Raw genomic sequence first — 25,025 nt, 5'->3', positions numbered from 1 at the left:
ACGCCTCCGGTCCTTACTCGACGGTGACCGACTTCGCCAGGTTACGCGGCTTGTCGACGTCATACCCGCGCGTACGGGCGATCTCGGCGGCCAGCACCTGCAGCGGCACCGTCGAAACCAGCGGTTGCAGCAGCGTCGGGACGGCCGGGATCTCGATCAGCTCGTCGGCGAACGGGCGGACGGTCTCGTCGCCCTCCTCCGCGATCACGATCGTGCGGGCACCGCGCGCCTGGATCTCGCTGATGTTCGACACCAGCTTCGAGTGCAGCACCGCGCGGCCCTTCGGCGACGGCATCACCACGACGACGGGCAGACCTTCCTCGATCAGCGCGATCGGGCCGTGCTTCAGTTCACCGGCGGCAAAGCCTTCGGCGTGCATGTACGCCAGTTCCTTGAGCTTCAGCGCGCCTTCGAGGGCGACCGGGAAACCGACGTGACGGCCGAGGAACAGCACGGCTTTCGAGTCCGCGATCCGGCGGCCGAGGTCGCGGACCTGGTCCACAGTGGACAGAACTTTCTGCACCGCGGCGGGCATGGCCTCGAGTTCGGCGAATTCGCGGGCGACCTCGTCCGGGTACTTGGTGCCGCGGGCCTGCGCGAGCGCCAAGCCGACCAGGTAGTTGGCCGCGATCTGCGCGAGGAACGCCTTGGTCGAGGCGACACCGATCTCCGGACCGGCGTGCGTGTAGAGCACGGCGTCGGACTCGCGCGGGATCTGCGCGCCGTTGGTGTTGCAGACGGCGAGGACGCGGGCCTTCTGCTCGCGCGCGTGCCGGACGGCCTCGAGGGTGTCCGCGGTCTCGCCCGACTGCGAAACGGCGACGACCAGCGTCGCGCGGTCCAGCACCGGGTCGCGGTAGCGGAACTCGCTGGCCAGCTCGACCTCGACCGGGAGGCGGCACCAGTGCTCGATGGCGTACTTGGCGACGAGGCCCGAGTGGTACGCGGAACCACAGGCGACGACGAAGACCTTGTCGACGTCACGCAGGTCCTGGTCGGAGATGCGCTGCTCGTCGAGGATGATCCGGCCGCCGTCGAAGTGGCCGCGCAGCGTGTTCGCCAGCGCCTCCGGCTGCTCCTCGATCTCCTTGAGCATGAAGTACTCGTGGCCGCCTTTTTCCGCGGCCGAGAGGTCCCAGTCGACGGTGAACGGCTTGGCCTGGGCGGCGTCGCCGTGGAAGTCGGTGACCTCGTAACCCTCGCGGGTGATCACGACGAGCTGGTCCTGGCCGAGCTCGACGGCCTCGCGGGTGTGCTCGATGAACGCGGCGACGTCGGAAGCGACGAAGTGCTCGCCCTCGCCGACGCCGACGACCAGCGGAGAGGAACGGCGGGCGGCGACGATGGTGTCCGGCTGGTCGGCGATGGTCACGACCAGGGTGAACGCGCCCTCGAGCCGACGGCAGACCGCGGCGACGCTGGCCGGGAAGTCGCCCTTCGTGTCGCCCTCGGTGTAAGCGCGGGAGATGAGGTGCGCGGCGGTCTCGGAGTCGGTGTCGCTCGCCATCTCGACGCCGTCGGACTCGAGCTCGCCGCGAAGGGCGGCGAAGTTCTCGATGATGCCGTTGTGCACGACGGCGACGCGCTGCGAGACGTCGCGGTGCGGGTGGGAGTTGCGATCGACCGGGGCGCCGTGGGTGGCCCAGCGGGTGTGACCCATCCCGGCGGTGCCGGTGAAGGTGTTCCTGCCGACGGTGTCGAGCTGGGTCTCCAGGTTGGCCAGGCGGCCTGCCTTGCGCTCGACCTTCAGTGCGCCGGCGCCGTCGAGGACGGCGACGCCTGCCGAGTCATAGCCGCGGTATTCCATCCTGCGCAGTCCGCCGATCACGACGTCCAGGGCTGGGCGGTGTCCGACATATCCCACGATTCCACACACGGCCGCCAGCCTAACGAGAGAAATCCGGCCCCTTCGCGCGGGCGGCGCGCACTCGCGTTTAGCGGGCTAAACGCGTCGCGTTTAGCCCGCTAAAGGCGAACGCCGGGGCGGCGCGCGGGCCGGACAGAGGCGTGGGCAGTAAGGTCACCAGCATGGCCAGCAAGCCCAAGCAGCTGCTCGCGGAGCTGTCCCACCCAGGTCCGCACGAGGTTCTGCGCGGCAACCTCGCCCTGGTCGGGCTCCCCGGTGTCGTGTTCACGCCCCGCTCGGGGCTCGGTCTGCCCGCGATCGCGTTCGGGCACGGCTGGTTGCAGCCCACGGGAAGCTATCGGCACCTGCTCCGGCACCTCGCGAGCTGGGGCATCGTCGCGGCGGCTCCGGCCACCCAGCGCGGGCCCTTGCCGTCGCATCGGCTGCTGGCTGGCGACCTGCTCACCACGCTCGACCTGATCACCACGGTCCGTCTCGGACCGGACGGCATCAGTGTCGACCCGGCGAAACTGGGCCTCGCGGGGCACTCGACCGGAGGAGGTTCGGCGGTGCTGGCCGCCGCGCAGGCCGCCGAGAACGACGATCGACCGCGGATTCAGGCAGTCGCGACCATCACTCCCGCCCAGACGCTGCCGCCGGCGACCCTGTCCGCCCCGTCGGTGACCGTGCCCGGCCTGCATCTCGCGGCGGGCGAAGATCTGGTCGCGCCGCCGGTCGGGCATGCCGAGGCCATCGCGGACGCGTGGGGCGGGCCGGTGCAGCTGCGGACGCTCGGGAAGTCTTCGCACCTCGGCGTCACCGAGGGCAAGCATTGGAGCCAGCTGCTGCTGCACGGGAAGCCGCACCGCGGGACCCAGCAGCTGACGAGGGCGCTGTTTACCGCCTTCTTCCTGACTCACCTCACGGGGACGACGAAGTACCAGCAGCTACTGGACGCCGACGTCAAACGCGCCCCGATCGAGCTCCAGGACGAACCCGCCGCCTGACCCGTTCCCCGGCCGACTTGCGTTTAGCGGGCTAATCGCGATCCGGGCCCTCGACCCGCGCCCGGTTACTTAGCATGCCTACGCGTCACACTTAGCCCGCGAAAGTCGACGTGCCCCGGGCGAGGGCACCGGGTGGCCGGATCGCACTTAGCCCGCGAAAGTCGAAATGGCCGGGCGAGCGGAGCGAGCAAAAAGGAGGGCCCGGCTCTGGTGAGCCGGGCCCTGAAGTGCGGTCAGTCGACCATCCACGAGTTGTTCGAGAAGTCGTCGTCGTCGAAGCCCTTGTCGTCACGGGCGTGACGGCCTCGGCGACGCGCGGGCGCGCCAGGTGCGTCGGGCGCCCCGGCACTCGGCGCGGGCGTGGGTATGGGCGCGGGTGTCGGCGTCGCGGGCGGAGGGACGTCCACCGTCGCCGGCATTCCGGGCACCCCCGGCGCGACTGGAGGTGGCGGCGGAGGCGGAGCGACCGGACGCGCCGCCTCGGATCCCTGACGGGCGCCGAACTCGGCGAACCGGGCGTCCGGCTTGTCGTCGTCCTCGATGTCGAAGCCGATCGTGTGGCTGCGGTCGGCGGTCGTCTTGCCGGTCAGCCAGCCGCCCGCCTCCTTGCTCCGCTTCCCCAATTCCTGCATGTGGGCGGCGTACTTGTCGTGGACGGCCGCGTCCTTCTGCATCGTCTCCATCGCCTGGGCCTTGGCGTCGGCGAGACGCCGCTCCCTCAGCCCGCGCTGCTCCAACTGCTCCGTGATGGCGGCGTCCTGCCTGGACATCGCGGCCGCCAGCCGGTCAACAGCGCTCATCGGTCCTCCCTTGTTCCCCGGCTACCGATCATCGCTCGTAACTGATCGAACGGTCGCCGCCCTCGTCGTCGAGCGAACCACTGATCCGGCCGCCCGCGCCACTGGTCTCGAAGATGCCACCCTCGACGCGGTACTGGCTCGACCCGCGTTGCGTGTCTCCCCCGCCACCACCGGCCGCGCCGCCCATGGCACCCATTCCACCCATCATGCCGCCCATTCCGGCGGACGAGCTTCCGGCACCGGCACCCGCGGGGGCCGGATCCATCCCGCCACCGGGCGCCATTCCGAGACCGCCGCCGTCCATCCCGGCAGGCTGCGCGCCGCCCCCGGACTGAATGCCCGCCTCCAGCGAACCGGCTTCGTTCAGCGACCCCGCGGAACCACCGTCGCCGACGCCGCCGAGCGCGCCTTCGAAGCTGCCTCCGCCTCCTCCGCCACTGGCGGTCGGCACGGTGCCGTCACCACCCGCGCCCGACGCGGCGCCACCGGCGGCCTCCGCCCCCGCGGACACCGCGGCGACCCCTTCCCCGCCACCACCACCGACACCGGCACCGGCACCGACCTCGACGCCACCCGGAGCGCTGAAGCCTCCACCTTCGGCCGGGGCGGGCATCGTGCGCACCTCATCGACCTTGCCGGGCTGCGGATTTCCGGGATTCCGGTCGTCAAGACCGTTCTTGATGTCGTCGGTCTGGACGACGTCGCCGGGCTTGAGTTCCTTCTTCTCACCTTTTTCGTCGAGGGTGTAGGTGGTCGGCTCGCCCTTGCCGTCGTCGACGGTCACCACGGTCGGACCGTTCGGGCCCTGCGGCTGCTCGGCGGTGATCTTGAGGTTGCCGTCCTGGATGTGGATCTTGCCGTCCGGGCCGGGCCGGTAGACGCCGTCGGCGCCGGGCTCGCCTTCCTTGACCGCGCCCTTCGGACCGAAGTCGCCGTCCTTGCCGTCCTTGCCCTCTTCGCCGGGCTTGCCGTCCTCGCCCTTCGGGTCGTCGAAGTCGAGCTTGTAGTCCTTCTCGTTGCCCTTGCCGTCATCGACCTTGATGTCCATTTTGCCGTCTTTATCCGGCTCGGTCATCTCGATCTTGTTGTCGCCCTTTTCGACGGTCATGGTGTCCTGACCGTCGATGCCGTCCTTGATCGCCTCGCCCGTCGCCGGGTCGATCGGGTACGGCTTGCCGGTCTCGGGGTCCAGTTCGAGCGGCTTCCCGGTGACCGGGTTCGTCCCGTCAGCGGGCTTGTCCTCCGGCTTCGGCGCCTCGGGAACCGATGCCGCCGGCGGCGTGCCGCCACCGCCGCTCCCACTCCCGCCGCCGCTTCCGCTACCACTTCCGCCGCCGCTACCGCTGCCGCCGCCGTTCCCGTTGCCATTGCCGTTCCCGTTGCCATTGTCTTTGCCCTTGCCGTCATCGGCGGGCGGCTTCTCGGATCCGGCCGCGGGAAACGGATTCGTGTAGTCCTCCATGAACCGCGAAAGCTCGTGATATTGCGTGTTGATCGTCTCGGTGGCGTTCTTGCAGAGCTTCTTGAAGTTCTCGAACCGCTCACCGAACTCGGTGGCGAACGAGCCCTTCAGCCACTGCTTCGCCGCCCCGATCGCGTAGTCCTTGTTCTCGTCGTTCAGCTTGCAGTCGTCGTCACGCAGCCGTTCGGCGAGGTTGTTGCCAGGGCACGCGGAGTCGAGCCAGACCGCGACGTCCATGAGCTTTTCTTTGGAATTGACCTTGCCGTTCGCGATCTCGACGACCTGCTTCGCCGTGAACAGCGGCGCTGTGGCGACTTTGTCGACTCGCAGCTTCAGCGTTTCGTCGACCTTCAGCTTGAGCGCGCTGTAGATCTTGTCGATGGTCGACGGCACCAGCTTGATGGCGCCGTCCATCTGCGCGATGAGTTCTTTCGCGTCGGGCTGGATTCGCTGCTCGTATTTGACCTTCGCGGCCGTCGCACCCTCGCCCTTCCAGTCGTGGAAGAGCGTGGTCAGCGCCGCCGTCGCGTCCTTCTGGGTCTGCTCGACGGCCTTCTTCGCGTCGCCGAGATCTTCGACCTCGTCGAACATCTTCTGGAAGTTGATCTCACGGTTCTCATGGAACCGGTCCCAGATGTCGGTCTTGTAGCTGATTTCGTACGGCTTGTCCGGCATCTTGTTCCAGACCTGCTCGGCCCAGTCGGAGAAGAAGTCCAGCGCCGGCTTCCCGAGATCGAGCACCTGGTCGGACTTGGTGGTGGCACCCCCCGCGACCGGCCTGGACATGGCGTCGAGGTCCTTGTCGGCCCGCTTCGTTTCGGCCGCCTGTTTCTTGTCCCCGGCCGAGTTCGAGTCACGTTCGGCGACGGCCTTCTTGTAGGCCTCTTCCCTGTTGCCGAACGGCAACAACAACGCGTCTTTGGTGCCTTTCGTGACGTAGGGGTCGTTCAGGATTTCCTTGATCTGCGCGGGCGTCGGTTCACTCATTACTGGGTTCCCGCCTTGTTGGCAGCCGCGGCGTTCGCCTGGTCGGAAGAGGTGTAGCGGGTCGACGCGGTACTGACCCCGCCGGCGAGCTGGGTGAGCTGGCCCGCGTAACCCTTCATCGCGTCGGAGATGGCGAGAATGCCGGTGGCGTAGCCCTTCTGGTGGTCCTTGTGCACCCGGCCGAAGTCCGCGGGCTGGACCTGCGTCGGCCCCACCTTCCCCGCCTCGGACGTCGTGTTCTCAGCTGCGCGCTCCAACGACGTCGACGCCGTGAGCATCGCCTCTGAATCGGCTTTGTAGCCCCCGTCCGGCATGACCGGTGCCCCCTTCGTCCCGCTGTATCCGCCTCGTTGTCCTACCTACGACGCACGCCGGCGGCATCAGGTGCCATCGCATATGCACACAGAATGTACCCACCGGTCATCGAGGCCGCAGGGACATTCGCACCTTTGCTAACTCAAACGATTTCGGCGCAAGAGGCCTGGTAGACCGCGTTTTCGCGGTTTCGCGCCCGCTTGGACGGCCTCGGCGAGCACGGTCGCCGCGCCCCGGATGTCGATCAGGCGGTCCAGTTCGTCGAGGTCGATGTCGATCCCGAACTCCACCTCCACCGTCGCCAGTAGCCGGACGCGGCGCCGGGAGTCGACGCCCATTTCCGAGAAGGGCGTGTTCTCGTCGATGGTGTCCGGATCGACGTCGAAGGTCTTGCAGACGAGGGCCTTGATCTCGTCGACGTACTCGCTCCCGTCAGGTGCCATGGGAGAATTCTGTCCCATCCGGCGCCCAGTACCGCGTTCTGGCCGCGGAACGCGCGACCTTGCCGCTGGACGTTCGCGGCAGCCCGCCGGGTCTCACCAGGAAAAACGCCCGGAGCGCCACGTCGTGACGCTCGGCGACGGCGCGGGTGGCCGCCCTCGCGATCTCGGCTTCGTCGAAGTCGGGCGCCTTCCGAGCGCGCTCGGCGACCACGACGACGCCCTCGCCTTCGTCGCCGTCGACCGAGAAGGCGGCGACCCGCTCCGGCCCGAGAAGGGGGTGAGCGGCGGCGACGGTCTCTTCGATGTCGTGGGGGCTGTGGTTGCGGCCGTCGACGATGATCAGGTCTTTGAGGCGTCCGGTCACGGAGAGCCTGCCGTCCCGGATCGACCCCAGGTCGCCGGTGCGGAGCCAGCCGCCTTCCCCGTCGAGTTCGGCGCCGAACACCTCGGCGGTCAACTCCGGGCGACGCCAGTACCCGGCCCCCACGTTGGGCCCCTTGACCCAGATCTCGCCCGTGTCGACTTCAGCGGGCAAACCGCGATCCGGCGAGGCGACGACTTCAGCGGGCAAACCGCGATCCGGCGGGGCGACGACGCGGATCCGCTGCCCCCGTGGCCAGCCGATCTCGACGACTTCACGGCCGTCGACCTCGGTCACCACGGGGCCGTTGGAGTCGCCGCTGGCGACGTAGACCGTCGCCTCGGCCAGGCCATAGGACGGCCGGAACGCGCCGCGCGGGAACCCGTGGGGCTCATACGCGGCGAGGAACTTCCGGACGGTCGCCGCCCGGACCGGTTCACTGCCGCTCAGCGCGATAGACACCGTCGAGAGGTCGTACTCGGCGCGCTTCGGCTCGGGCACGGCCTCGGTCACCAGGTCGTACGCGAAGTTGGGGGCCGCCGTGAGCGTGTTCGGATACGCCGACATCAGCAGCAGCCAGCGCTCCGGCCGCCGGATGAACTCCAGCGGCGCGATGAACACCGTCCGGCCGCCGGAGTGCATCGTCCCCGCGAGCAGCTGCGCCAGCCCCATGTCGTGGAAGAACGGGATCCAGCCGACACACGTGGTGTGCTCGCCGACGTCGTAGGCGTCGCAGATCTGCCAGCACGCGGCCGAGAGGGCGCGATGCGTGATGATCACCCCGGCCGGAGATCGCGTCGTCCCGGACGTGTACTGCAGGTAGGCGGGGTCTTCGGGCGAAACCGGCGACGGCGGGGTCCGATCCGCCGGGTCCAGTGGCAGGGTGTCGACGGCGACGATCTCGCGGGGCGCCGGGACGGGCTCGGTCTCGGCAAACTCCGTGAGCCGCTCGGCCAGGCCTTCCGAAGTGAGCCAGATGTCGGCGTCGCAGTCGTTGAGAACCCCGACGAGCCGCTCGCGGTGAGCGCGGACGTCAGGCGCGGACAGCGGCACCGCGACGGCCCCGGCGTACAGCGCGCCGAAGAACGCGACGACGTAGGAGAGGTCCTGTCGCGCCGTGATCGCGACACGGTCGCCCGGCTGGATCACTTCGCGCAGCTTCGCGGCGACAGCGCGGACGTGGACGAGGAGTTCGGCCCAGGTCAGTGTGTCCTCGACGGGTTCGTGCCGGTTCGAGCAGTCGAGGTGCGTGTACGCCGGGCGCTCGACCTCGGCGCGCTCCAGCAGGCGGTGCACGAGCGGGGTCCGCAACACTTCTTCGGGCACTTCTTCGGGCACTGGCACCTCTTCCGGCCGCGGCATGGGCATCATACGAACGTGGACGACTTCTTCGTGCTGGACGATCCGGCGGACCGCGTCAAGGCCCTGCGCGACCGCGCGCTCAGCTCGAACCCGGGCGGTGCCGCCGCCGAGACCCCCAACCTCCTGCTGATGGACGGCGCGGACCACCGGAGGCTCCGCGCGGTCGTCAAGGAGGTCATCGCCCTGGTGGAGCCCCTGCCGGACGCCGTGCTCACCGACCTCCGGATCGCGATTAGGGGGCTAAAGTCGCGCGCTCGGTTCGACCTGGTGGCCGACTTCGCCAAGCCTGTGGCGGCCAGGGTGACGGAGGCGGTGCTCGGCACGGAGGAGCCGCTCGACGAGAAGCTGCTGACGAAACTTTCGGAGACGGCCGCGAACCTGGACGTCTGGTCGGGCGGACCGGCCGGAGCCGACACCGCCGCGCTCAGGGTCGCGATGTTCTTCCTCAAGGCGACGGCTGTCGAAGGCGGCGGGTTGGCGCTGCTTCGCGAAGCGCATGAAGCAGGCCGGATCACCGAGGACGAGCTGATGATCACGCCGGTGATGCTCGCCCACGCGGCGTACGAGAACTCCATGAACTTCCTCGCCCTCGCCGGCCTCGAAACTTTACGCCGCCCAGAGATCCTCGACGACGTACGCGGCCTGATCCACGAAATCGCCCCGACCCGCTTCGCCGCCCGCCGCGTGACCGCGCCGTTCTCCTTGGCGGGCAAGGACTTCACGACCGGGGACAAACTGGCCATCCCGCTGGGCCCCGAAGCCGAACTCGCGTTCGGCCTCGGCAGGCACACCTGTCCCGGCTCGCGCGTAGCGGTCGCCGAGGGCGAAGTGGCGCTTCGCGCCCTTGCCGAGATCCTGACGCCCGGCCACGTCGCCGAAGAAGTGGAGTACAAGACGCATACCGTCTTCCACGGCGTCGAGCGGGCCATCGTGACACTGCGAGCCTGACGGCTCAGGTCGCCAGCCAGTCGGTTTCGGCGAAGTCGTCGTCGTCACCCCGTGCCGCCGACCGCCGATGCCGTCCGACCGGACGCTCCTCGAGAACCACGACCGGAGTGACCGGAGCCGCCGGTGGAGGCGGAGGTGGCGGCGGGGCCTGCGAGGCGGGAGGCGGCCGGAACGAGATCGGCGGCTCGTCGGCCGCGCGATACCCGGCGCGGCGCTCGTTCTCCGCCTCGTCCTCCTCGAACCCGAAATCGCCGTCGTCGTCGACCTTGTCACCGAGGGTCGACTCGGTCGCCCAGCCGCCCGCCGCCTCCGCCCGCCGTTTCTGCTCGAGACGCGCGGCCAGCGCCGCACTCGTCTCCTGCTTGAGCTTGTCGCCCGCGGCCTGGGTCTCCTCGATCGCCTTGGTCGCCCGGTTGTCGACCAGGTACATCCGGTCGCCGTTCTCGCGTTCCAACCCGGCCAGTCTGTGCCGGAGTCTGGCGAGATCCTCCTCAGGATTCACTGATCCCCTCCCCTGACCCGCTAGCGGAAGCCGATGACGCCGTCGTCGTCGAGCGACCCGCTGATCCGGCTGCCCGTCGTCGTCGCGGTGTCGAACAGGCCGCCGTCGACCCGGTATCCGCTGGACGTGCGCTGCTGGTCTTCACCGGACCCCTGCCCGCCTCCGGCCGCTCCGCCGCCCATCTTGCCCATGCCGCCCATCATCCCCGCTCCGGCCGCGGCCGGATCCTGGACGCCCCCGCCGGGGGCGGAACCGAGGCCGGTCGGACCCGAGGGAGCGGACGCGCCGCCACCGGATCCGGCGGGATCCGACGTGTCACCCAGGCCGTTTTCGGCACCGTCGAATGGGTTGCTCAACGACTGGGCGGTGGTCGATTCGGAACCGCTGTCCGCGGCCACCGCCACCGGTTCGGGCTGGTGAGCGGTTTCCGCGGCCACCGAAGCGGGTGCTCCCCCTCCGACACCGCCGGACGTCGTGTCGTGCGCTCGAACACCCTGATCGGCCTGCTGACGCGCGACCTCTTCGACCGGCCTGGCAGCGGCACCCGCCGCCTGCGGTGCCGGGTCCGAACTCGCGTGACGACCGCCCGCGGGCTCGTCCTCACCCAAGGTGTACTTCGACGGACGCCCTGATCCGTCGTCGACGGTGACCAGTGTCGGCCCCTCGGGACCGCTGGGCCGTTCCGCGGTGATCTTGAGGCCACCGTCCTCGATGTGGATCTTGCCGTCAGGGCCCGGCTGGTAGACCTGCCCCGGACTGGCAAGGGGACGCGAGGCCGACTGCTGGTCCAGCCGCTCGGCGGTGTCCCGATGCGCGGACCCGCCCGCCGCGTCGCCGAAATCGAGGTTGTAGTCCTTGGCCTGACCGGTGCCGCCCTGGACGGAGATGCCCATCTTCCCGTCGGCGCCGGGTTCGGCCATGGAGATCTTGCGGTCGCCCTGCTCGACCGTCATCGTCTCGGGCCGGGTGCCGTCCTTGATCGCCTCACCCGTACGGGGGTCGATCGGATACGGCTCCCCTGTCGCCGGGTCGACGTCGAGAGGCTTGTCCGTGACCGGGTTCTTCTCCTGCCCCGGCACTTCGGGCTTTTCCGGCTGCATGTACTCGACCGCGCTGGGCGGCGGCTTCGGCCCGCCACCGCCAGAGGAGGGCCCGCCGCCTCCACCGGAGGAAGGCCCGCCGCCACCGCCGGTGTCCTTCCCTCCGCCGCCCTTCTCGACGGGCTTTTCGCCACCCGTCTCCGGAGTCTTGCCCAGATCCGCGTACGGATTCTCGACCACCTGACCGAGTGAATCGAAGTACGCCTTCCACGCCCCGTCGATCGCGTCGCGGGTGTTCTTGCAGACCAGCTGGAAGTTCTCGACGTGCTTGCCGAACCAGCCGAGGAAGACGTTCTTCAGCCAGGCCACCGCCTGAGGTTTGAGAACCTCGTCGATGGTGCTCTGGTCGATGTCACCGGCGTCGTCGTTGAACGCGTCCTTGGCCTCGATGCTCAGGAATTTGATGCAGTGGATGATGTCGTTCTGACTGCACGAACCGTCGGCGACACGGATGATCCGCTCGATGTCCTGCGCGGTGGCGCCGTCGATGTTGTCGGTGTACCACTTCTGCAGCCACTCGACCTTCTCCCGGCAGAACTTGCCCACCGAGGCGTTGGTCCGCAGAAGCCCGTCGCCCGCCGCCTTGAACGCCTCGGCGACCAGACCGGTCTTGTCCGAGTAGGCCTTCTGGTAGGTACGCGCCTGATCGGCCGCGGCGCCTTCCCACGTGCCGAGCGAGTTCCCCAGCTTCCCGGAGACGTCCTGCGCCGAACCGGTGATGGCCGTGCCGACCGCGGTCAACTCGTCCGCGCTCGCCTTGAACAGGGTGAACGGGATGTTGTCCTGTTCGTGGTACAGCCGCTGGAGTTCGCCGAGGGAGACGGCCGCTCCACCGCCCGCCAAGCCGAGCGCGCGGACGTAGAGCGGATGGAAGGTCTCGTACACCTTGAACCCGGACAGGCCGGGGACCATGATGTCGTTCGAATTCGCGCAGCCCGGGTCGGTCTCGGTGGCGCGACCGGCGATCTCCTGGGTTTTCGCCGCGTCCTTGTTGAGCGTGTCGCGATCGCCCTGCCGCCCCGCGGCCTGGTTCGCGTCGTACTTCTCGTGCGCGGCCTTGTAGGACTTCTGGACTTCTTCGATCGGCGCGTAGTTGTCGTTGAGGTCGCCCTCGGTGATCCAGTCACCGTTCATCGACTTGACGTAGTCCCGGAAGCCGTTCCGGTCGGCCTCGCTCGCGAAGCCGCAGCTTTCCGGCGACTCGTCTTCGATGTAGTCGAGGTAGTTGAGGGCGAGTTCGCGTTTGGTGTCGCGATCGATGTTCGGGTCGTTGAGGATCTTCTCGACTTCGGCCCGGCTGGGAATGTCGTGACCGGTGTCCCCGCCGACATCTGCGAGACCCATCAGTGCTTCCTCATCTCACCGGCGCTGGCGTCCTCATTGGACTGATAGAGGTCCTTGGACGCCGCCAGTTTGCGGCCGAACTCGTCCGACGCCGCGAGGTAGCTGCGCGCGCACTTCGCCAGTCGCTGGATGCTCGCGGAATAGCCGGTGAAGCAGTCACCGTGCGCCGGCCCGAAACTGCCGGAGTTCAGGTTGATCTGCTCGACCGCCCCGATCGGCCCTTCACAAGCCTGCTTGGGCAGGTCCTGCAGAACCTTGGCCGCCTCGTTCAGCTGTGCCGGATCGACCTTGTGCCCGTTGCCCGTCACCGTCACCCTTCCCTAGGTATACGCACACGGAATGTACCGGGCCGGTAACCGGGGCGCAGCCGGTTGGGAAGATCGAGAGAGGGCTTACGAGGCTGAGGAGACGACGCCCGCGAGCCTGTCGGCGGCGGCCTGCGCGGTGTCGTGCGCGGGGGCTTCGACCATGACGCGGACCAGCTGCTCGGTGCCCGACGGGCGCAACAGGACACGGCCCTCTTCGCCGAGTTCGGCCTCGACGGCGCCGACGGCGTCGCGGACCGCGGCCGAGACGGCGACCGCCGCCTTGTCCGCCACGGGCACGTTCACCAGGACCTGCGGCAGGCGGTTCATGACGGCGGCGAGGTCCGCGAGCGACTTGCCGGTGGCCGCCATGCGGCTCATCACCCGCAGCGCGGTGAGGAGACCGTCGCCGGTGGTGGCGTACGCGGGAAGGACGACGTGACCCGACTGCTCGCCACCGAGGGCGAACCCGCTCGCGCGGAGTTCCTCGAGGACGTAGCGGTCGCCGACGGCGGTGGTGACGAGGTTGATGTCGTGCGCGCGCATCGCCAGATGCAGACCCAGGTTGCTCATCACGGTCGCGACCAGCGTGTTCTTGGTCAGCTCGCCGGTCTCGGCGAGGGCGAGCGCGAGGACGGCCATGATCTGGTCGCCGTCGATCAGTTCACCCGAGGCGTCGACAGCGACACAGCGGTCGGCGTCACCGTCGTGCGCGATCCCGAGGTCGGCTCCGTGCTCGACGACGGCCGCGCGCAACGCGTCCGGGTGATTCGACCCACAGTGCTCGTTGATGTTGACGCCGTCCGGGTCGGCGTGGATCGCGATGACCTCGGCGCCTGCCTTGCGGTAGACCTCGGGGGCGGCGAAGGACGAGGCGCCGTTGGCGCAGTCGACGACGACGCGCAGGCCCGCGAGCGGGTGCGGGGTGGCGGACAGCAGGTGCTGGATGTAGCGGTCACCCGCGTCGGAGATGTCCTTGACGCGGCCTACGCCGATACCGGTCGGGCGGCTGACGGGAGCGGCGAGACCGGCCTCGATCTCGTCCTCGATCCCGTCGGGGAGCTTGTGGCCGCCCGCGGCGAAGAGCTTGATGCCGTTGTCGGGCATGGGGTTGTGGGAGGCGGAGATCATCACGCCGAGGTCAGCTTCGAGCGCGCCGACCAGGTAGGCGACGGCGGGTGTCGGGAGGACGCCGAGCCGGAGCACGTCGGCACCGGCGGACGTGAGACCCGCCACGACGGCGGCCTCGAGCATTTCGCCGCTGGCCCGCGGGTCACGGCCGACGACCGCGACCGGACGGTGCGAACGGTCGTGGGCGGCCAGGACGCGGGCCGCGCTGGCGGCGAGCGAGAGCGCCAGTTCCGGGGTCAGCTCCTCGTTGGCGAGGCCACGCACGCCGTCGGTACCGAATAGACGAGCCATCTGTCGACCTCCTTGAGAAACCACCACGACAACCTAGCGAGCCCCGAAAAAGTGCGTTTAGCGGGCTAAACGTGAAACAGGTGGGGCGCATGGGGCAGGTGGGACCACGGGGAAACGGGACCGAAGGACCCCGAAAACACGGAAGCGCCCATCCGAGAGACGGATGGGCGCTTCCGTGGGTTGCGCCAGAGGCGCGATCAGCGCTTGCTGTACTGCGGAGCCTTACGGGCCTTCTTGAGGCCGTACTTCTTCCGCTCCGTGGCGCGGGCGTCACGGGTCAGGAAGCCGGCCTTCTTCAATGCCGGGCGGTCGTCGGCGTCGACCTCGACGAGCGCACGGGCGATCGCGAGACGGAGCGCGCCTGCCTGGCCCGAGATCCCGCCACCGTGCAGGTTGGCGAAGATGTCGAACGAGTCGGGCTTGTCGACCGTCACCAGCGGCTCACGGATGAGCTGCTGGTGCACCTTGTTCGGGAAGTACTCTTCGAGCGTGCGGCCGTTGAGCTTGAACTCACCGGAACCGGGGACGACGCGGACCCGGACGACGGCTTCCTTGCGGCGGCCGACGGTCTGGGCGTTGCCACCGGCGGCACGCGACGGACGAGCGCCCGCCGGGGTCTCGCTGGTCGCGACGGCGTCACCGACAGCGGGGGTCTCCGTGGTCGCGACGGCCTCGACGGCTTCGGTCGCGGTCTCCTCGGTGCTGGTCACAGACTGTTCCTCACTCACTGCGCGACCTGCGCGATCTTGGTGATCTCGCGCGCCTGCGGCTGCTGCGCGGCGTGCGGGTGCTCAGGGCCGGCATAGACCTTGAGCTTCTTCCCCTGGGCGCGGCCGAGCTTGTTCTTCGGGAGCATGCCCTTGACGACCTTCTCGAGCAGGTGCTCGGGCTTGGTGTCGAGCAGTTCGCCGAAGGAGCGCTTCCGCAGACCGCCGGGGTAACCGCTGTGCCGGTACGCGAACTTCTGCTCGCGCTTGTTTCCGGTGAGCGCAACCTTCTCGGCGTTGACGATGATGACGAAGTCACCGGTGTCCACGTGCGGGGCGTAGGTCGGCTTGTGCTTGCCGCGCAGCAGCGTGGCGACCTCGGTCGCGAGCCGGCCGAGCACGACATCCTCGGCGTCGATCACGTGCCAGGCACGAGTGACGTCGCCGGGCTTGGGGCTGTACGTGGGCAAGGGTCTACCTCGTCGTCAACATTGCGTGTGGGTTCTGTGCGGGCCTAGCGCTTACGCGCCGCAGCGCACAACGACATATGAAGATACCCCCACGCCCGACCCTACTGCGAAGCGGGGGTCGGTCCGGGGTCCCCTACTAGGACCGGCGCCCGGCGGGCGCCCCGCAACTGTACCCCGCCGGTGTGGCGGAACCGCCCACGGCATCGTCCTTCGCGAGGGAGGATGAGACGATCCGGACGCGCACCGCGCGCGGGGACTCGATTCATCAGGGGAACGGCGATGAACAAACGGCCAACGACCATCTTGTGCGTGCTGGGCGCCGTGCTGGCGCTCACCACCGCCTGCGGCCAGGCCCGGGCGGGCACCGCCGTGCCGAAGGGCGACGACGCGGCGGCCTATGTCGGCACGAAGTTCGAAGCGGCGATGAACAAGCTGCAGGACACCATCGGCGACCAGCGCGACGTCACCAGTGAGTCGGGCGCCTACTTCCGCTTCGACGAGAAGTACGTCCGCAGCACGATCTCCTCGGCCCGCACCGGTTCCCCGGAAGGCCGGGTCAGCCGCCAGCGCTCGCAGAAGAACCCGGACGACAGCATCGACTGGTACACCCCGGCCGAAGGGGCCGTCGAGTACGTGTACCTCGGGCCCGTCTACAAGAGCCTCGCCCCGACAGCGTGGGTTTCGATGCCGAAGTCCGAGGCCGGGCTGACCATTCCCTGCGCGTGGGTCGGGATCATCACCGCCTGCAAGATGGCCGACGCGATCGCCGTGTCCTACAACGCGGACAAGAAGATCGTGAAGGGCGCCAAAAGCCTTCCGGACAAGCGGATCGAACTGACCGCCGACGTCCCGTTCGGGAAGTTCATCGAACGGCGGGTGGAGATCCTGCCGCCGTCGATCAGCGGAGCGATCACGGAAGAGATGAAGAAGGCCCCGGTTCCGACCACCGTCTCCCTCAACCCGGACGGGACGCTGAACCAGATCGTGATGGACGCCAAGATCGAGGGCGGCGGGCACAAGACCGAGTTGCGCTACGACTTCCGCTTCACCGGCAAGGCGACCACGCAGGACCTGCCGAGGCTGCCGGACGCCTCGCAGATCACCGTGCTGCCGGACAAGGCGGCCAAGGACGACTTCAACCGCCGGTTCAACGAGCTGAAAGGCGTCTGAGGCATGACCGAGCCACAGCACCCACAACAGCCGCAGCAACCGCAGCAGTGGTGGCAGCCGCCGTCGAATCCCGGGAACCAGCAGCAGGAAGGGCACGCCACCGGACCGCATTCCGGTCAGTGGCAGCCGAACGATCCCAGCGCCGCGAGCACCGGCTCGTACACCGGGCAGTGGCAGCAGCAGCCCGGCGTCACCGGCTCGTTTTCCGGGCCCTGGCAGCAAACCGGCGCCCCGGCACCGGGTACGGCGTGGCAGCCACAGCCCCAGCAGCCCGCACCGCAGCAGAATTGGCAAGCACAGCAACAGATTCCGGGCACTCCCCCGCAGGGACAGTACGGCGGGGGGTTCCAGCCCGCGCAGTCGTCCAACTACGGCGGGCTCGGCGCTTTCGGCGCACAGCCGGAAAAGAAGCCGAAGGTTTCGAAGAAGACGTTGCTGATCGGCGGGATCGCCGCGGCCGTCGTGGTCGCGGGCGGTGTCGGGGCCTGGCTGCTCGGCGCGTTCGCGGGTGACAGTCTCGACCGGAAATCGGTCCAGGACGGAGTCACCCGGGTGCTCAGCGAGCACTACGGGGAACCGGACGTGAAGAACGTGGAATGTCCTTCCGGCCAACCGGTGGAGAACGGCACCACGTTCGATTGCTCGATCGATCTTTCGGGACAGCAGAAGAAGGTCACCGTCCGGGTGCTGAACACCACGCCGGAATTCGAGGTCGGCGCGCCGCACTGACGCACCGCGCGCCGAAAGCCGCGACGGTCTCCGCCGTCGCGGCTTTTTCTCGCGCACAAACGAAACGGCGGGCTCGGCATCCGAAGATGCCTGCCCGCCGTTGCTCGTTCGGAGCGTGAGACTCAGAACAGGCCGGTGACGCCCTGCTCCGTGCTCTGGTAACCGTCGGCCAGCTGCGGCAGCACGCCGGCGACCTGCGCGAGGAGCTGCTTGAGCTCGTCGAACTTGTTGTCCCACTCCTGCTGAGCGGCCAGGTACGCGGTCTGCGCGTCACCCTGCCAGGTGTTGACCAGCGGGGCGAGGTCGCTCTTCAGCTGACCGAAGAGGGACTCCAGTTCGCCGCCGGTGCTCGTGCAGTCGTCCGCCGCCGCGTGGATCGTGGCGTAATCGACCTTCATCTCGGCCATGATTTCCTCCAGTGGTTAAGAAAGACTTGGGTTGGAAAAGGGTGGAACGGAAGATCAGCCGAGGACGCCGAAGCCCTTGTTGACCGAGTTGATGAGTTCCTGCTGCTGCTGCTCGGAAGCGTTGTACTTCGAGCCCGCCTGCTCCAGCAGTTCACCGATGTTCTGGAGAGCCTGGTTCAGCCCCCGGCCCGCTTCGTCGAAGCGCTTCATCACGTTGTTGAACGCAAGAGCCGCGTCACCGGTCCACCCGGCGCGGGTGGCCTCGATGTTGTCGCGGAGCTTGCTCAGGTTCTGGTCCATCGAGACGCGAACCTCGGTCACCCGCTTCTCGGACTGGGTGAACTGTTCGACGCTTCCTTGAAAACCAGCAGCCATGGGAGCTACCCCCTTCGTTCGTGGTTATCCGCACTTGGTGTGTTCGTTTCGTACGGACCTACGACGGAGACACTGCCACGTCTGGTTCCCTCTTGTCGCTCGTTGGTTTCAAGTAGTTGCTTGCGTTAACGCTCCTGGCGGGAACCGAACGCGGGAACCTGGCCGACGCGCTGCGATTCACCGGAGGAAAAGGGCTTTCACCACGCGGCTTAGCAAGTGCACAGCGGCTGGTCAATCGCCGCGGCCCATGATTCGCGACTGCGAAAAGTCCTCGTCGTCGTCACCCACACGTGGCCGTCTGGCCACCGGTTCCGGCCGAAGGGGAACCAAGTCCGCCGCCGAGGGCAAAGCGGGAACCGGGAGACCGGCCCCCGCGCGGAACCGTTTCGCGGCGTTCCGGACGACGGCGGGCGTCGGCGCGGTCTCGCCGCCCGCGAGCCGTCCCTTGCCGAATTGCTTCGCCAGTTCCGCGTTCTCACCGCGGCGGCGTTCGTACCGCGCTTTGGCCGTGCGGGCGACCTGCCGGGCATAAGTGACCGCGTCACGCCCCGTGCGCGCGAAATGCTCGGCGGCGGTCTCGGGTTCGGGTGGCATCCGCCTCCCCCTTCAGTTGACGACCGCCATCGTTTTGACGACCTGTTCGCAGGCCGCGCTCACCCGCTGCTCGAGCGGTGAGCCGGTGCCGTACTGGCAACCGATGTGGACGCGGATCTTTCCTTGTGCGACGACATACCAGTCGACGCGCGCGCTCGGCTTGGTCTCGCGGTAATAGATGACGGTTTTACCGGCGTAGTTCGCGGAACCGTTGAAGCCGCTGTATTTCGCCGGCTTGGCCTCCGCCTCGCGGCCGAGTTCCTCTACGAGTTTCTGTCTGTCGGCCGTCGCGTCGTAGTCCATCACGTACTCCTGGGCGACCACCAGGTCGTCCCCGGTGAGGGAGTCATTCGGATGGATCACCACCTGACGGTTGGCGACGCGGTCGTCGGTCTGCGTCCAGTCCACCGGCGCGATGAAGCGGTAGTCGTACTGGGCGAGCGTCCGGCCCTCCGGCACGTCCTCCCCGCTGTTGACCGCGAAGAGGACGCCACCGACGACGGCCGCCACGACCACGACGGCCGCGGCGATGATCCAGGGCGTCTTCTTGCCCTTGCCGCCTCGCTCCGCGGGTTTGGTGTCCCGGGAGGGCTCACCCGGCCGCCACGGCGGCGGTGTGGCGATCCCCTGCTGTCCCCTCGGCGGCGACGGCGGCCCCTGCCGCGTCGCGTTTAGCGGGCTAAACGCGCTCTGCGGCGGGGTGGGAGGGGGCGGAGCGGGCTGGTGGGGGAACTGGGGGCGCCGCTCGGCGGGGGCGGGGGCACCGACGCGGGAGACCGCGGAGCCCGCCAGCGAGCCCGTGCGGTCCGGGTCGATCAGTACCGCGCGCAGGGCGCCGCGGGCGACCACGGTCTCCGGCTGGTCCAAGGTCGTGGGCACGACACCGGTGCGCTCGTGCACGAGCCGCGACACCATCGGGATCCGGCTCGACCCGCCCACGAGGAAGATCGCCGTCAGCTGCTTCGGCCGCAGCCCGGAATCGCCGATCGCGGCCACGGTCAGCTCGACGGCGCGCCCGAGCGGCCCCGTGATGAGCCGCTCGAGGTCCTCCCGGGTCACGTGGGCGTCGGCGAACGGCGGCGGCATCGGGACGTCGGTGTACGCGTGCCGGGACAGCGTCTCCTTCGCGCCGCGGACGTCCTGCCGCAGGACACGGCGGCGACGTCTGTCCGTGAGTTCGCGGCCCTCGACCAGCTTCCGCCATTCCGGCGGATCGACGGACGACACCAGCGAACCCACGTGCTCCAGGAGCGCCTGATCGACGTCCGCGCCCCCGAAGCTCGGATCCCCCCGGGTGGCCAGCACCTGGAACCCGGCGCGTTTAGCGGGCAAACTGCGATCCGCCGGGCTGCCGGGCATCCGCTGGACCACGGAGACGTCGACGGTGCCGCCGCCGAGGTCCAGCACCGCGAGAGCGTCGCCCGGTCTGCCGCTGAATTCGACGGTGCGCTCGGAATTGAGCTCGGCCGGGGCGAACGTCGCGGCGTGATAGACCGCCGCCGCCACCGGCTCCGGCACGAGGGCGACCTGGCGCGCGAGACCGCCCGCCGCCTGCCGGAGCAGGCGGGTCCGGGTCGCGCCCCAATCGGCGGGATGGGTCAGGACGAGCAGCTCGACCTCGGCGTCACCGGCGAGCCGGCGGGCCTCGGTCACCGCGCGCTTCAGCACGGCGTGGACGACGTCGGTCACGCGGAGGACGTTGTCACCCAGCAGCAGGTCGCCTTCGTCGATCCGGCGCTTCGGGTTCGGCTCGTACCGCGACGGATCCACCGCCGCCTGCCGTTCCGCCTCCTGGCCGACGAACAGCGTCCCGTCCGGCGCGGCGTACACCGCCGACGACATCAGTGGCTGCCCGTCCACCACGACGACCTGCGGTTCACGGCCGTTGATCGAAGCGACTACGCAGGTGCTCGATGTCCCGAAGTCCACCGCTACCCGCACAGTCACAAGCCACTCCCGCAGTTCGTCGTCGTCACCCCTCGCCCAGCCGGGACCTCACCTGGTTTCAGCGGGAGGTCAGTCCGGCTGGATCCACGAGACCTGCATGAGCTGCTTGCCGTGCTTCCGGGTGACGAGGTTGCCTCGGCCCGGCGGCATCTGGCTCGGCTTCACGTTGGCGACGAGGTTGCCCTCGTCCCGCGAGCCGTTCATGACCATACCGGGCGCCGCGATCTCCCTGAGCTTGCCGAGGATCGGGTCGAACATCGCCCGGCTCGCGCCACCACTGCGGCGCACCACGATGATGTGCAGACCGACGTCCTTCGCCTGCGCGAGGAACTCGGCGAGCGGCTTGAGCGGGTTGCTCGTCTGCGTGGCGACCAGGTCGTAGTCGTCGACGATGATGAACAGCTCCGGACCGGTCCACCAGGACCGGGTCTTCAGCTGCTCCTGCGTCACGTCCGGACCGGGGAGCCGTCGGCTCATCGACCCGTGGACGTCCTTGACCATGCTGTCCAGCTGCGCGGCGGACACCGCGTAGCCGAGCAGCTGGTCGCCGCCGACGAAACCGAGCATCGTGCGCCGGTAGTCGACGAGGATGATGACCGCTTCCTGCGTCGTGTACCGCTCGGTGATGCCCCGGGTGATTTGCCGCAGCAGGTTCGTCTTGCCCGACTCCCCGTCCGCGAAGGCGTAGAAGTGCGAGTCGGCCGCGAAGTCAAGGTAGATCGGCTGGAGGTCTTCCTCGTTGACACCGATCGGCACCAGCTTCGTGTTGCGCTTGGTGTCGATGCCGAGCACCTCGTCGTAGGTGACCATCTCGGGCAGCAGGCGGACCTGCGGCGCCGGGCGGCCGCGCCACGCGCCCTTGATCTTCGCCACCGCGTCGGCGACACCGGCGGCGACGTCGTCGGGGTTGCTCGATCCGTCGATGCGCGGAAGACCGGTCAGCAGGTGCAGCTTGTCCCTGGTCAGACCGCGGCCGGGGCGGCCTGCCGGGACGTTCACCGCGACCCGGCGGTCGATGTCGGACTCGCTCGGGTCACCGAGACGGAGCTCGAACCGGGTACCGATCATGTCCTTGATCGCCGGGCGGATGTCCGCCCACCGGTTCGCCGCGATGATGACGTGCACACCGTAGGAAAGACCCTGGGTGGCGAGCTTGGTGATCGAGACCTCGAGCTCGTCGAAGTCGTCCCGCAGTGCTTTCCAGTTGTCGACGACGAGGAAGGCGTCACCGAAGGCGTCTTCCTCTGGCTTGATCTCGCCGCGCCGCTTGCGGTTGCGGAACTCGTTCATCGAGTCGATGCCCATGGCACCGAACCGGCCTTCCCTGTCGGTGAGCAGGGTGGTCAGCTCGGCCACGATCCGGCGGGCCTTGTCCGGCTCGCGCCGGGCGACGGCGACACCACCGACGTGCGGCAGGCCCTGGAGACCGGCCAACGTACCGCCACCGAGGTCGAGCGCGTAGAACTGCGCTTCCTCGGGGGTGTGGGTCAGCGACATGGACATGATCAGCGTCCGGAGCATGGTGGACTTGCCCGACTGCGGCCCGCCGACGATCACACCGTGCCCGGCGGCACCGGAGAAGTCGGCCCACAGCAGGTCACGACGCTGCTCGTACGGGCGGTCGACGATACCCATCGGCACCTGCAACCGACCGTTGCCGAAGAACCCGACCGGGGACAGACCGCGGTCGTCGGTGGGGTTCAGGTTCGGCAGCAGCGTGTCGAGCGAGTTCGGTTCCTTCAGCGGCGGCAGCCACACTTCGTGCGCCGGCGGTCCCTGTCCGATCAGCCGGGACACGATCACGTCGAGCTCACTGGGCTCGACGGCCTCCTCCGGCTTGGCCTGTTCGACCGGCGCGGCCTCGATCTGTTCCGGCTCCGGCTCCTTCGGCAGTTCGACGAAGTCCGGGACGAACAACTGCGGGCGCTTGTCCGCGCGGACCACGGTCGCGACCGGGCCCGCCGCCTTGATGCCCGCGGGCCGGTACGGGCCCGAGACGTACGAGGCCTTGAAGCGGACCAGCGTCGAAGTGTCGTACTTCAGGTAACCGCCACCGGGCACGGACGGCAGCTCGAACGCGTCGGGCACGCCGATCGCGGCACGGGATTCCGCGGCGGAGAAGGTCTTCAGGCCGATGCGGTAGGAAAGGTGCGAATCGAGACCGCGCAGCTTGCCCTCTTCCAGCCGCTGCGACGCGAGGAGCATGTGCATCTGCAGCGACCGGCCCAGCCGTCCGATGGCGACGAACAGGTCGATGAAGTCCGGCTTCGCGGCCAGCAGCTCGGAGAACTCGTCACAGACGATGAAGAGCGCGGGCAGTGGGTCGAGGTCGGCGCCGTTCTCGCGCGCTTTCTCGTACTCCCAGACGTTCTTGAAGTTACCGCCGTTCTTCAGCGCTTCCTGGCGCCGGTTCATCTCGCCCGCCAGCGCGTCCTTCATACGGTCGACCAGCGTGACTTCGTCCGCGAGGTTGGTGATGACCGCGGAAACGTGCGGCGCGGCGTCCAGACCGAGGAACGTCGCACCACCCTTGAAGTCGACGAGGACGAAGTTGAGCGTGCTCGACGAGTGCGTGGCGAGCATGCCCAGCACCAGGGTGCGGAGGAACTCGGACTTACCGGAACCGGTCGCCCCGATGCACAGGCCGTGCGGGCCCATGCCCTCCATCGCGGCTTCCTTGATGTCCAGCTCGACCGGCTGGCCGTACTCACCGACACCGAACGGGACGCGGTAACGGTCCCGCACCGGGCGCGGCCGCCAGGCCTGCTGGACGTCGAAGGTCATCGGGTCGCCGGGGATGCCCAGCAGTTCGAGCAGACCGGGGTTGGACAGCAGCGGCTCTTCCTCGGCGGCGTCCTGCGCGGCGGTGCCGACGCGGTACGGGGCGAGGAGCCGAGCCAGCGCTTCGGCCTCGACCACGCTGAGCGTGTCCGGGCGGCCGAACCACTCGACGCCGCCGGCGCTGCGCGCGCCGAGGCGGTCTTCCTCGACGACCAGCCGCAGACCGCGACGGGCCGCGAGGTTGCCGATGGAGTCGGAAAGGTCGATCAGGGTGACGCCGACCAGTCCCTCTTCGAGGATGATCTGCTCCTCGCGGGTGACCTCGGCGTCGTCGACGATGATGACGACGTGCGGCTGGTCCGGGGCGGGCGTCGCGTTGCGGGAGAACCGCTGGCGGTCACGGAGTTCTTCGTCGAGCCACTGCTCGATCTGCGCGAGAGAGCCCGCCATCATCCGCAGCTGGCCGATACCGTCGGCGAGCGCCGGGTGCTGGGCGTGCGGCAGCCACTTCGCCCATTCCCACTCCTCCTTGGCGCGGCCAGCCGTCGCGACCGCGATGAGGACGTCGTCGGGGCTGTGGAAGGTGACCAGCTGGGCCAGCATCGCCCGGGTGAGGCCGCGGGTCAGACCGCGGTCGCCCTGCATGCTGACCGCGGCGAACCCGCGGAGGGTGATCTGGGTCGGCAGGTCCGGGACGATGGAGTGCGCGCGCACGAACCGGCGCAGGGCCAGCGTCGCGATCGGCTCCAGTTCATCGACCGGACCGGTCTGCGGCGGCACGAGCCGCGTCGCGAGCCGGTGCGAGCTGCGGCCGACGCGGAGATGGAGGAAGTCCTGGTCGTTCTGGCGGCGTTCCCACATGCGGCGGCTCGCGGCCAGCGACCACAGCGTCTGCGGGTCGGGGTGGACCCACTCGAGCGCGGCGCGCTGGTCGACCATGGCCTCGCGGGCCCTGTCACGCATCTGGCCGAGGTAGCGCAGGTAGTCCTTGCGGTCCTCGTCCATCTCGGCCTTTTTGGCGCCGCCACCCTTGCCCGCGCCGCCGGCCATCATGCCGACGGTGCTGAGCACCATCATGCCGCCCATCATCATCATCATGGGATTGCGTCCACCCGTGGTGAACATGAAGACCATCATGCCGAGGGACGCGACGATCATCACCGCGGGAAGCAGCTTCATGACGATGTTGCCCGGGATGGTGCGCGGCACCTCAGGCGGCGGTTCGAGATGCACCTCGCCGCCCGGCGGGCGCGGTGCCGCCAGGCGCGGTGACTTCTTGAACTGCAGCGTGCTCATCGAAGGACCCCTCTTCAAACTCGACGATGGCGGCCACCGTTGGTGCGCGTACGGGTGCGCGAGACAACCTATCGAACGTGGCCGGTGAAATCCGGACAACGCCGAGAACGGCCCGACCGGGGCCGCACGCATGCCGGGAGTGTAAGGCTCCGGACCGACAACTCCCAACGAACCCGCAGGCCTCCGGCCGAGCGCGGCGACTTTAGCGGGCAAAGTGCGATCCGGCGGCCGTCGACTTTCGCGGGCAAAGTGCGATCCGGCGATCAGGGGACCTCCCGAATGCTTAGGGCCGCTAAGCGTCACAGTTTGCCCGCTAAAGTCGCCGCGCTCGGTCGCAGTGAGAGA

General features: G+C 68.7%; 21 protein-coding genes. 4 read left to right on the top strand and 17 right to left on the bottom strand.

The features are described 5' to 3' along the window. Positions 1-13: 13 nt before the first annotated feature. Complete coding sequence (gene glmS / locus BS329_RS21520; protein ID WP_076163041.1) at positions 14-1,876, bottom strand: glutamine--fructose-6-phosphate transaminase (isomerizing); 1,863 nt, start codon at positions 1,874-1,876, stop codon at positions 14-16. A 152-nt stretch (positions 1,877-2,028) separates the two neighbouring features. On the opposite strand from glmS, the gene BS329_RS21515 reads away from it, so the two are divergent. Then, on the top strand, positions 2,029-2,853 hold the full coding sequence (locus BS329_RS21515) for a dienelactone hydrolase family protein (protein ID WP_076163421.1): 825 nt from the start codon (positions 2,029-2,031) through the stop codon (positions 2,851-2,853). Positions 2,854-3,086: 233 nt separating this feature from the next. Here the strand turns inward: BS329_RS21515 and BS329_RS21510 are convergent, their stop codons facing one another. The 5 genes from BS329_RS21510 to BS329_RS21490 form a co-directional block, all read right to left on the bottom strand. After that, positions 3,087-3,653: a hypothetical protein gene (locus BS329_RS21510; RefSeq protein ID WP_076163040.1), complete on the bottom strand. Its 567-nt coding sequence runs from the start codon at positions 3,651-3,653 to the stop codon at positions 3,087-3,089. A 28-nt stretch (positions 3,654-3,681) separates the two neighbouring features. Further along, positions 3,682-6,102, bottom strand: coding sequence for a collagen-like domain-containing protein (locus tag BS329_RS21505; protein WP_076163039.1), 2,421 nt, complete (start codon positions 6,100-6,102; stop codon positions 3,682-3,684). Further along, positions 6,102-6,416 carry a hypothetical protein gene (locus BS329_RS21500; protein ID WP_076163038.1) on the bottom strand — a complete coding sequence of 105 codons (315 nt, stop codon included), beginning with the start codon at positions 6,414-6,416 and terminating at the stop codon, positions 6,102-6,104. The genes BS329_RS21505 and BS329_RS21500 overlap by 1 nt, the downstream gene beginning before the upstream one ends. A 138-nt stretch (positions 6,417-6,554) precedes the next feature. After that, positions 6,555-6,860: an acyl carrier protein gene (locus BS329_RS21495; protein ID WP_167480024.1), complete on the bottom strand. Its 306-nt coding sequence runs from the start codon at positions 6,858-6,860 to the stop codon at positions 6,555-6,557. Next, complete coding sequence (locus BS329_RS21490) at positions 6,850-8,583, bottom strand: fatty acyl-AMP ligase (RefSeq protein ID WP_076163420.1); 1,734 nt, start codon at positions 8,581-8,583, stop codon at positions 6,850-6,852. Before BS329_RS21490 ends, BS329_RS21495 begins: the two co-directional genes overlap by 11 nt. Before the next feature lie 15 nt (positions 8,584-8,598). Between BS329_RS21490 and BS329_RS21485 the strand changes: the two genes are divergently transcribed. Next, positions 8,599-9,531: a cytochrome P450 family protein gene (locus BS329_RS21485; RefSeq protein WP_076163036.1), complete on the top strand. Its 933-nt coding sequence runs from the start codon at positions 8,599-8,601 to the stop codon at positions 9,529-9,531. 4 nt (positions 9,532-9,535) lie between these two features. Here the strand turns inward: BS329_RS21485 and BS329_RS42725 are convergent, their stop codons facing one another. From BS329_RS42725 to rplM, 6 genes are all read right to left on the bottom strand, one after another. Next, positions 9,536-10,033: a hypothetical protein gene (locus BS329_RS42725; RefSeq protein WP_076163035.1), complete on the bottom strand. Its 498-nt coding sequence runs from the start codon at positions 10,031-10,033 to the stop codon at positions 9,536-9,538. 20 nt (positions 10,034-10,053) lie between these two features. Then, entirely contained in the window at positions 10,054-12,477 is a 2,424-nt protein-coding gene (locus tag BS329_RS44160) for a hypothetical protein (protein WP_076163034.1), read from the bottom strand. Beyond that, on the bottom strand, positions 12,477-12,791 hold the full coding sequence (locus BS329_RS21470; RefSeq protein WP_244197245.1) for a type VII secretion target: 315 nt from the start codon (positions 12,789-12,791) through the stop codon (positions 12,477-12,479). Before BS329_RS21470 ends, BS329_RS44160 begins: the two co-directional genes overlap by 1 nt. A gap of 78 nt (positions 12,792-12,869) precedes the next feature. Further along, entirely contained in the window at positions 12,870-14,204 is a 1,335-nt protein-coding gene (glmM, locus tag BS329_RS21465) for a phosphoglucosamine mutase (RefSeq protein WP_076163033.1), read from the bottom strand. Positions 14,205-14,401: 197 nt separating this feature from the next. Continuing rightward, positions 14,402-14,914 (bottom strand): 30S ribosomal protein S9, encoded by a 513-nt coding sequence (rpsI, locus tag BS329_RS21460; RefSeq protein ID WP_076163032.1) that lies wholly within the window; start codon positions 14,912-14,914, stop codon positions 14,402-14,404. 14 nt (positions 14,915-14,928) lie between these two features. Next, complete coding sequence (rplM, locus tag BS329_RS21455) at positions 14,929-15,381, bottom strand: 50S ribosomal protein L13 (protein ID WP_076163031.1); 453 nt, start codon at positions 15,379-15,381, stop codon at positions 14,929-14,931. A gap of 279 nt (positions 15,382-15,660) precedes the next feature. On the opposite strand from rplM, the gene BS329_RS21450 reads away from it, so the two are divergent. Both BS329_RS21450 and BS329_RS21445 read left to right on the top strand, forming a co-directional pair. Continuing rightward, on the top strand, positions 15,661-16,551 hold the full coding sequence (locus BS329_RS21450; protein WP_076163030.1) for a hypothetical protein: 891 nt from the start codon (positions 15,661-15,663) through the stop codon (positions 16,549-16,551). Between the two features lie 3 nt (positions 16,552-16,554). Beyond that, entirely contained in the window at positions 16,555-17,280 is a 726-nt protein-coding gene (locus tag BS329_RS21445; RefSeq protein ID WP_076163029.1) for a DUF4333 domain-containing protein, read from the top strand. A gap of 122 nt (positions 17,281-17,402) precedes the next feature. Here the strand turns inward: BS329_RS21445 and BS329_RS21440 are convergent, their stop codons facing one another. The 5 genes from BS329_RS21440 to eccCa form a co-directional block, all read right to left on the bottom strand. Then, the gene (locus BS329_RS21440; protein ID WP_076163028.1) at positions 17,403-17,687 is read right to left on the bottom strand and encodes a WXG100 family type VII secretion target; all 285 of its coding nucleotides are present in this window, start codon (positions 17,685-17,687) and stop codon (positions 17,403-17,405) included. Positions 17,688-17,741: 54 nt separating this feature from the next. Further along, positions 17,742-18,062: a WXG100 family type VII secretion target gene (locus BS329_RS21435; protein ID WP_005166828.1), complete on the bottom strand. Its 321-nt coding sequence runs from the start codon at positions 18,060-18,062 to the stop codon at positions 17,742-17,744. Positions 18,063-18,293: 231 nt separating this feature from the next. Next, positions 18,294-18,656, bottom strand: a complete 363-nt coding sequence (locus BS329_RS21430; RefSeq protein ID WP_076163027.1) for a hypothetical protein — start codon at positions 18,654-18,656, stop codon at positions 18,294-18,296. Positions 18,657-18,668: 12 nt separating this feature from the next. Continuing rightward, positions 18,669-20,603, bottom strand: a complete 1,935-nt coding sequence (locus BS329_RS21425; RefSeq protein ID WP_076163026.1) for a type VII secretion-associated protein — start codon at positions 20,601-20,603, stop codon at positions 18,669-18,671. A 69-nt stretch (positions 20,604-20,672) separates the two neighbouring features. Continuing rightward, a complete protein-coding gene (eccCa, locus tag BS329_RS21420; RefSeq protein ID WP_076163025.1) occupies positions 20,673-24,680 on the bottom strand; it encodes a type VII secretion protein EccCa in 4,008 nt (1,335 codons plus the stop codon). Between the last annotated feature and the right edge of the window lie 345 nt (positions 24,681-25,025).

Source organism: Amycolatopsis coloradensis, from assembly GCF_001953865.1.
In the GTDB taxonomy this organism is placed as follows: Bacteria; Actinomycetota; Actinomycetes; order Mycobacteriales; family Pseudonocardiaceae; genus Amycolatopsis; species Amycolatopsis coloradensis.
This window is presented reverse-complemented; position numbering and strand designations above follow the sequence as displayed.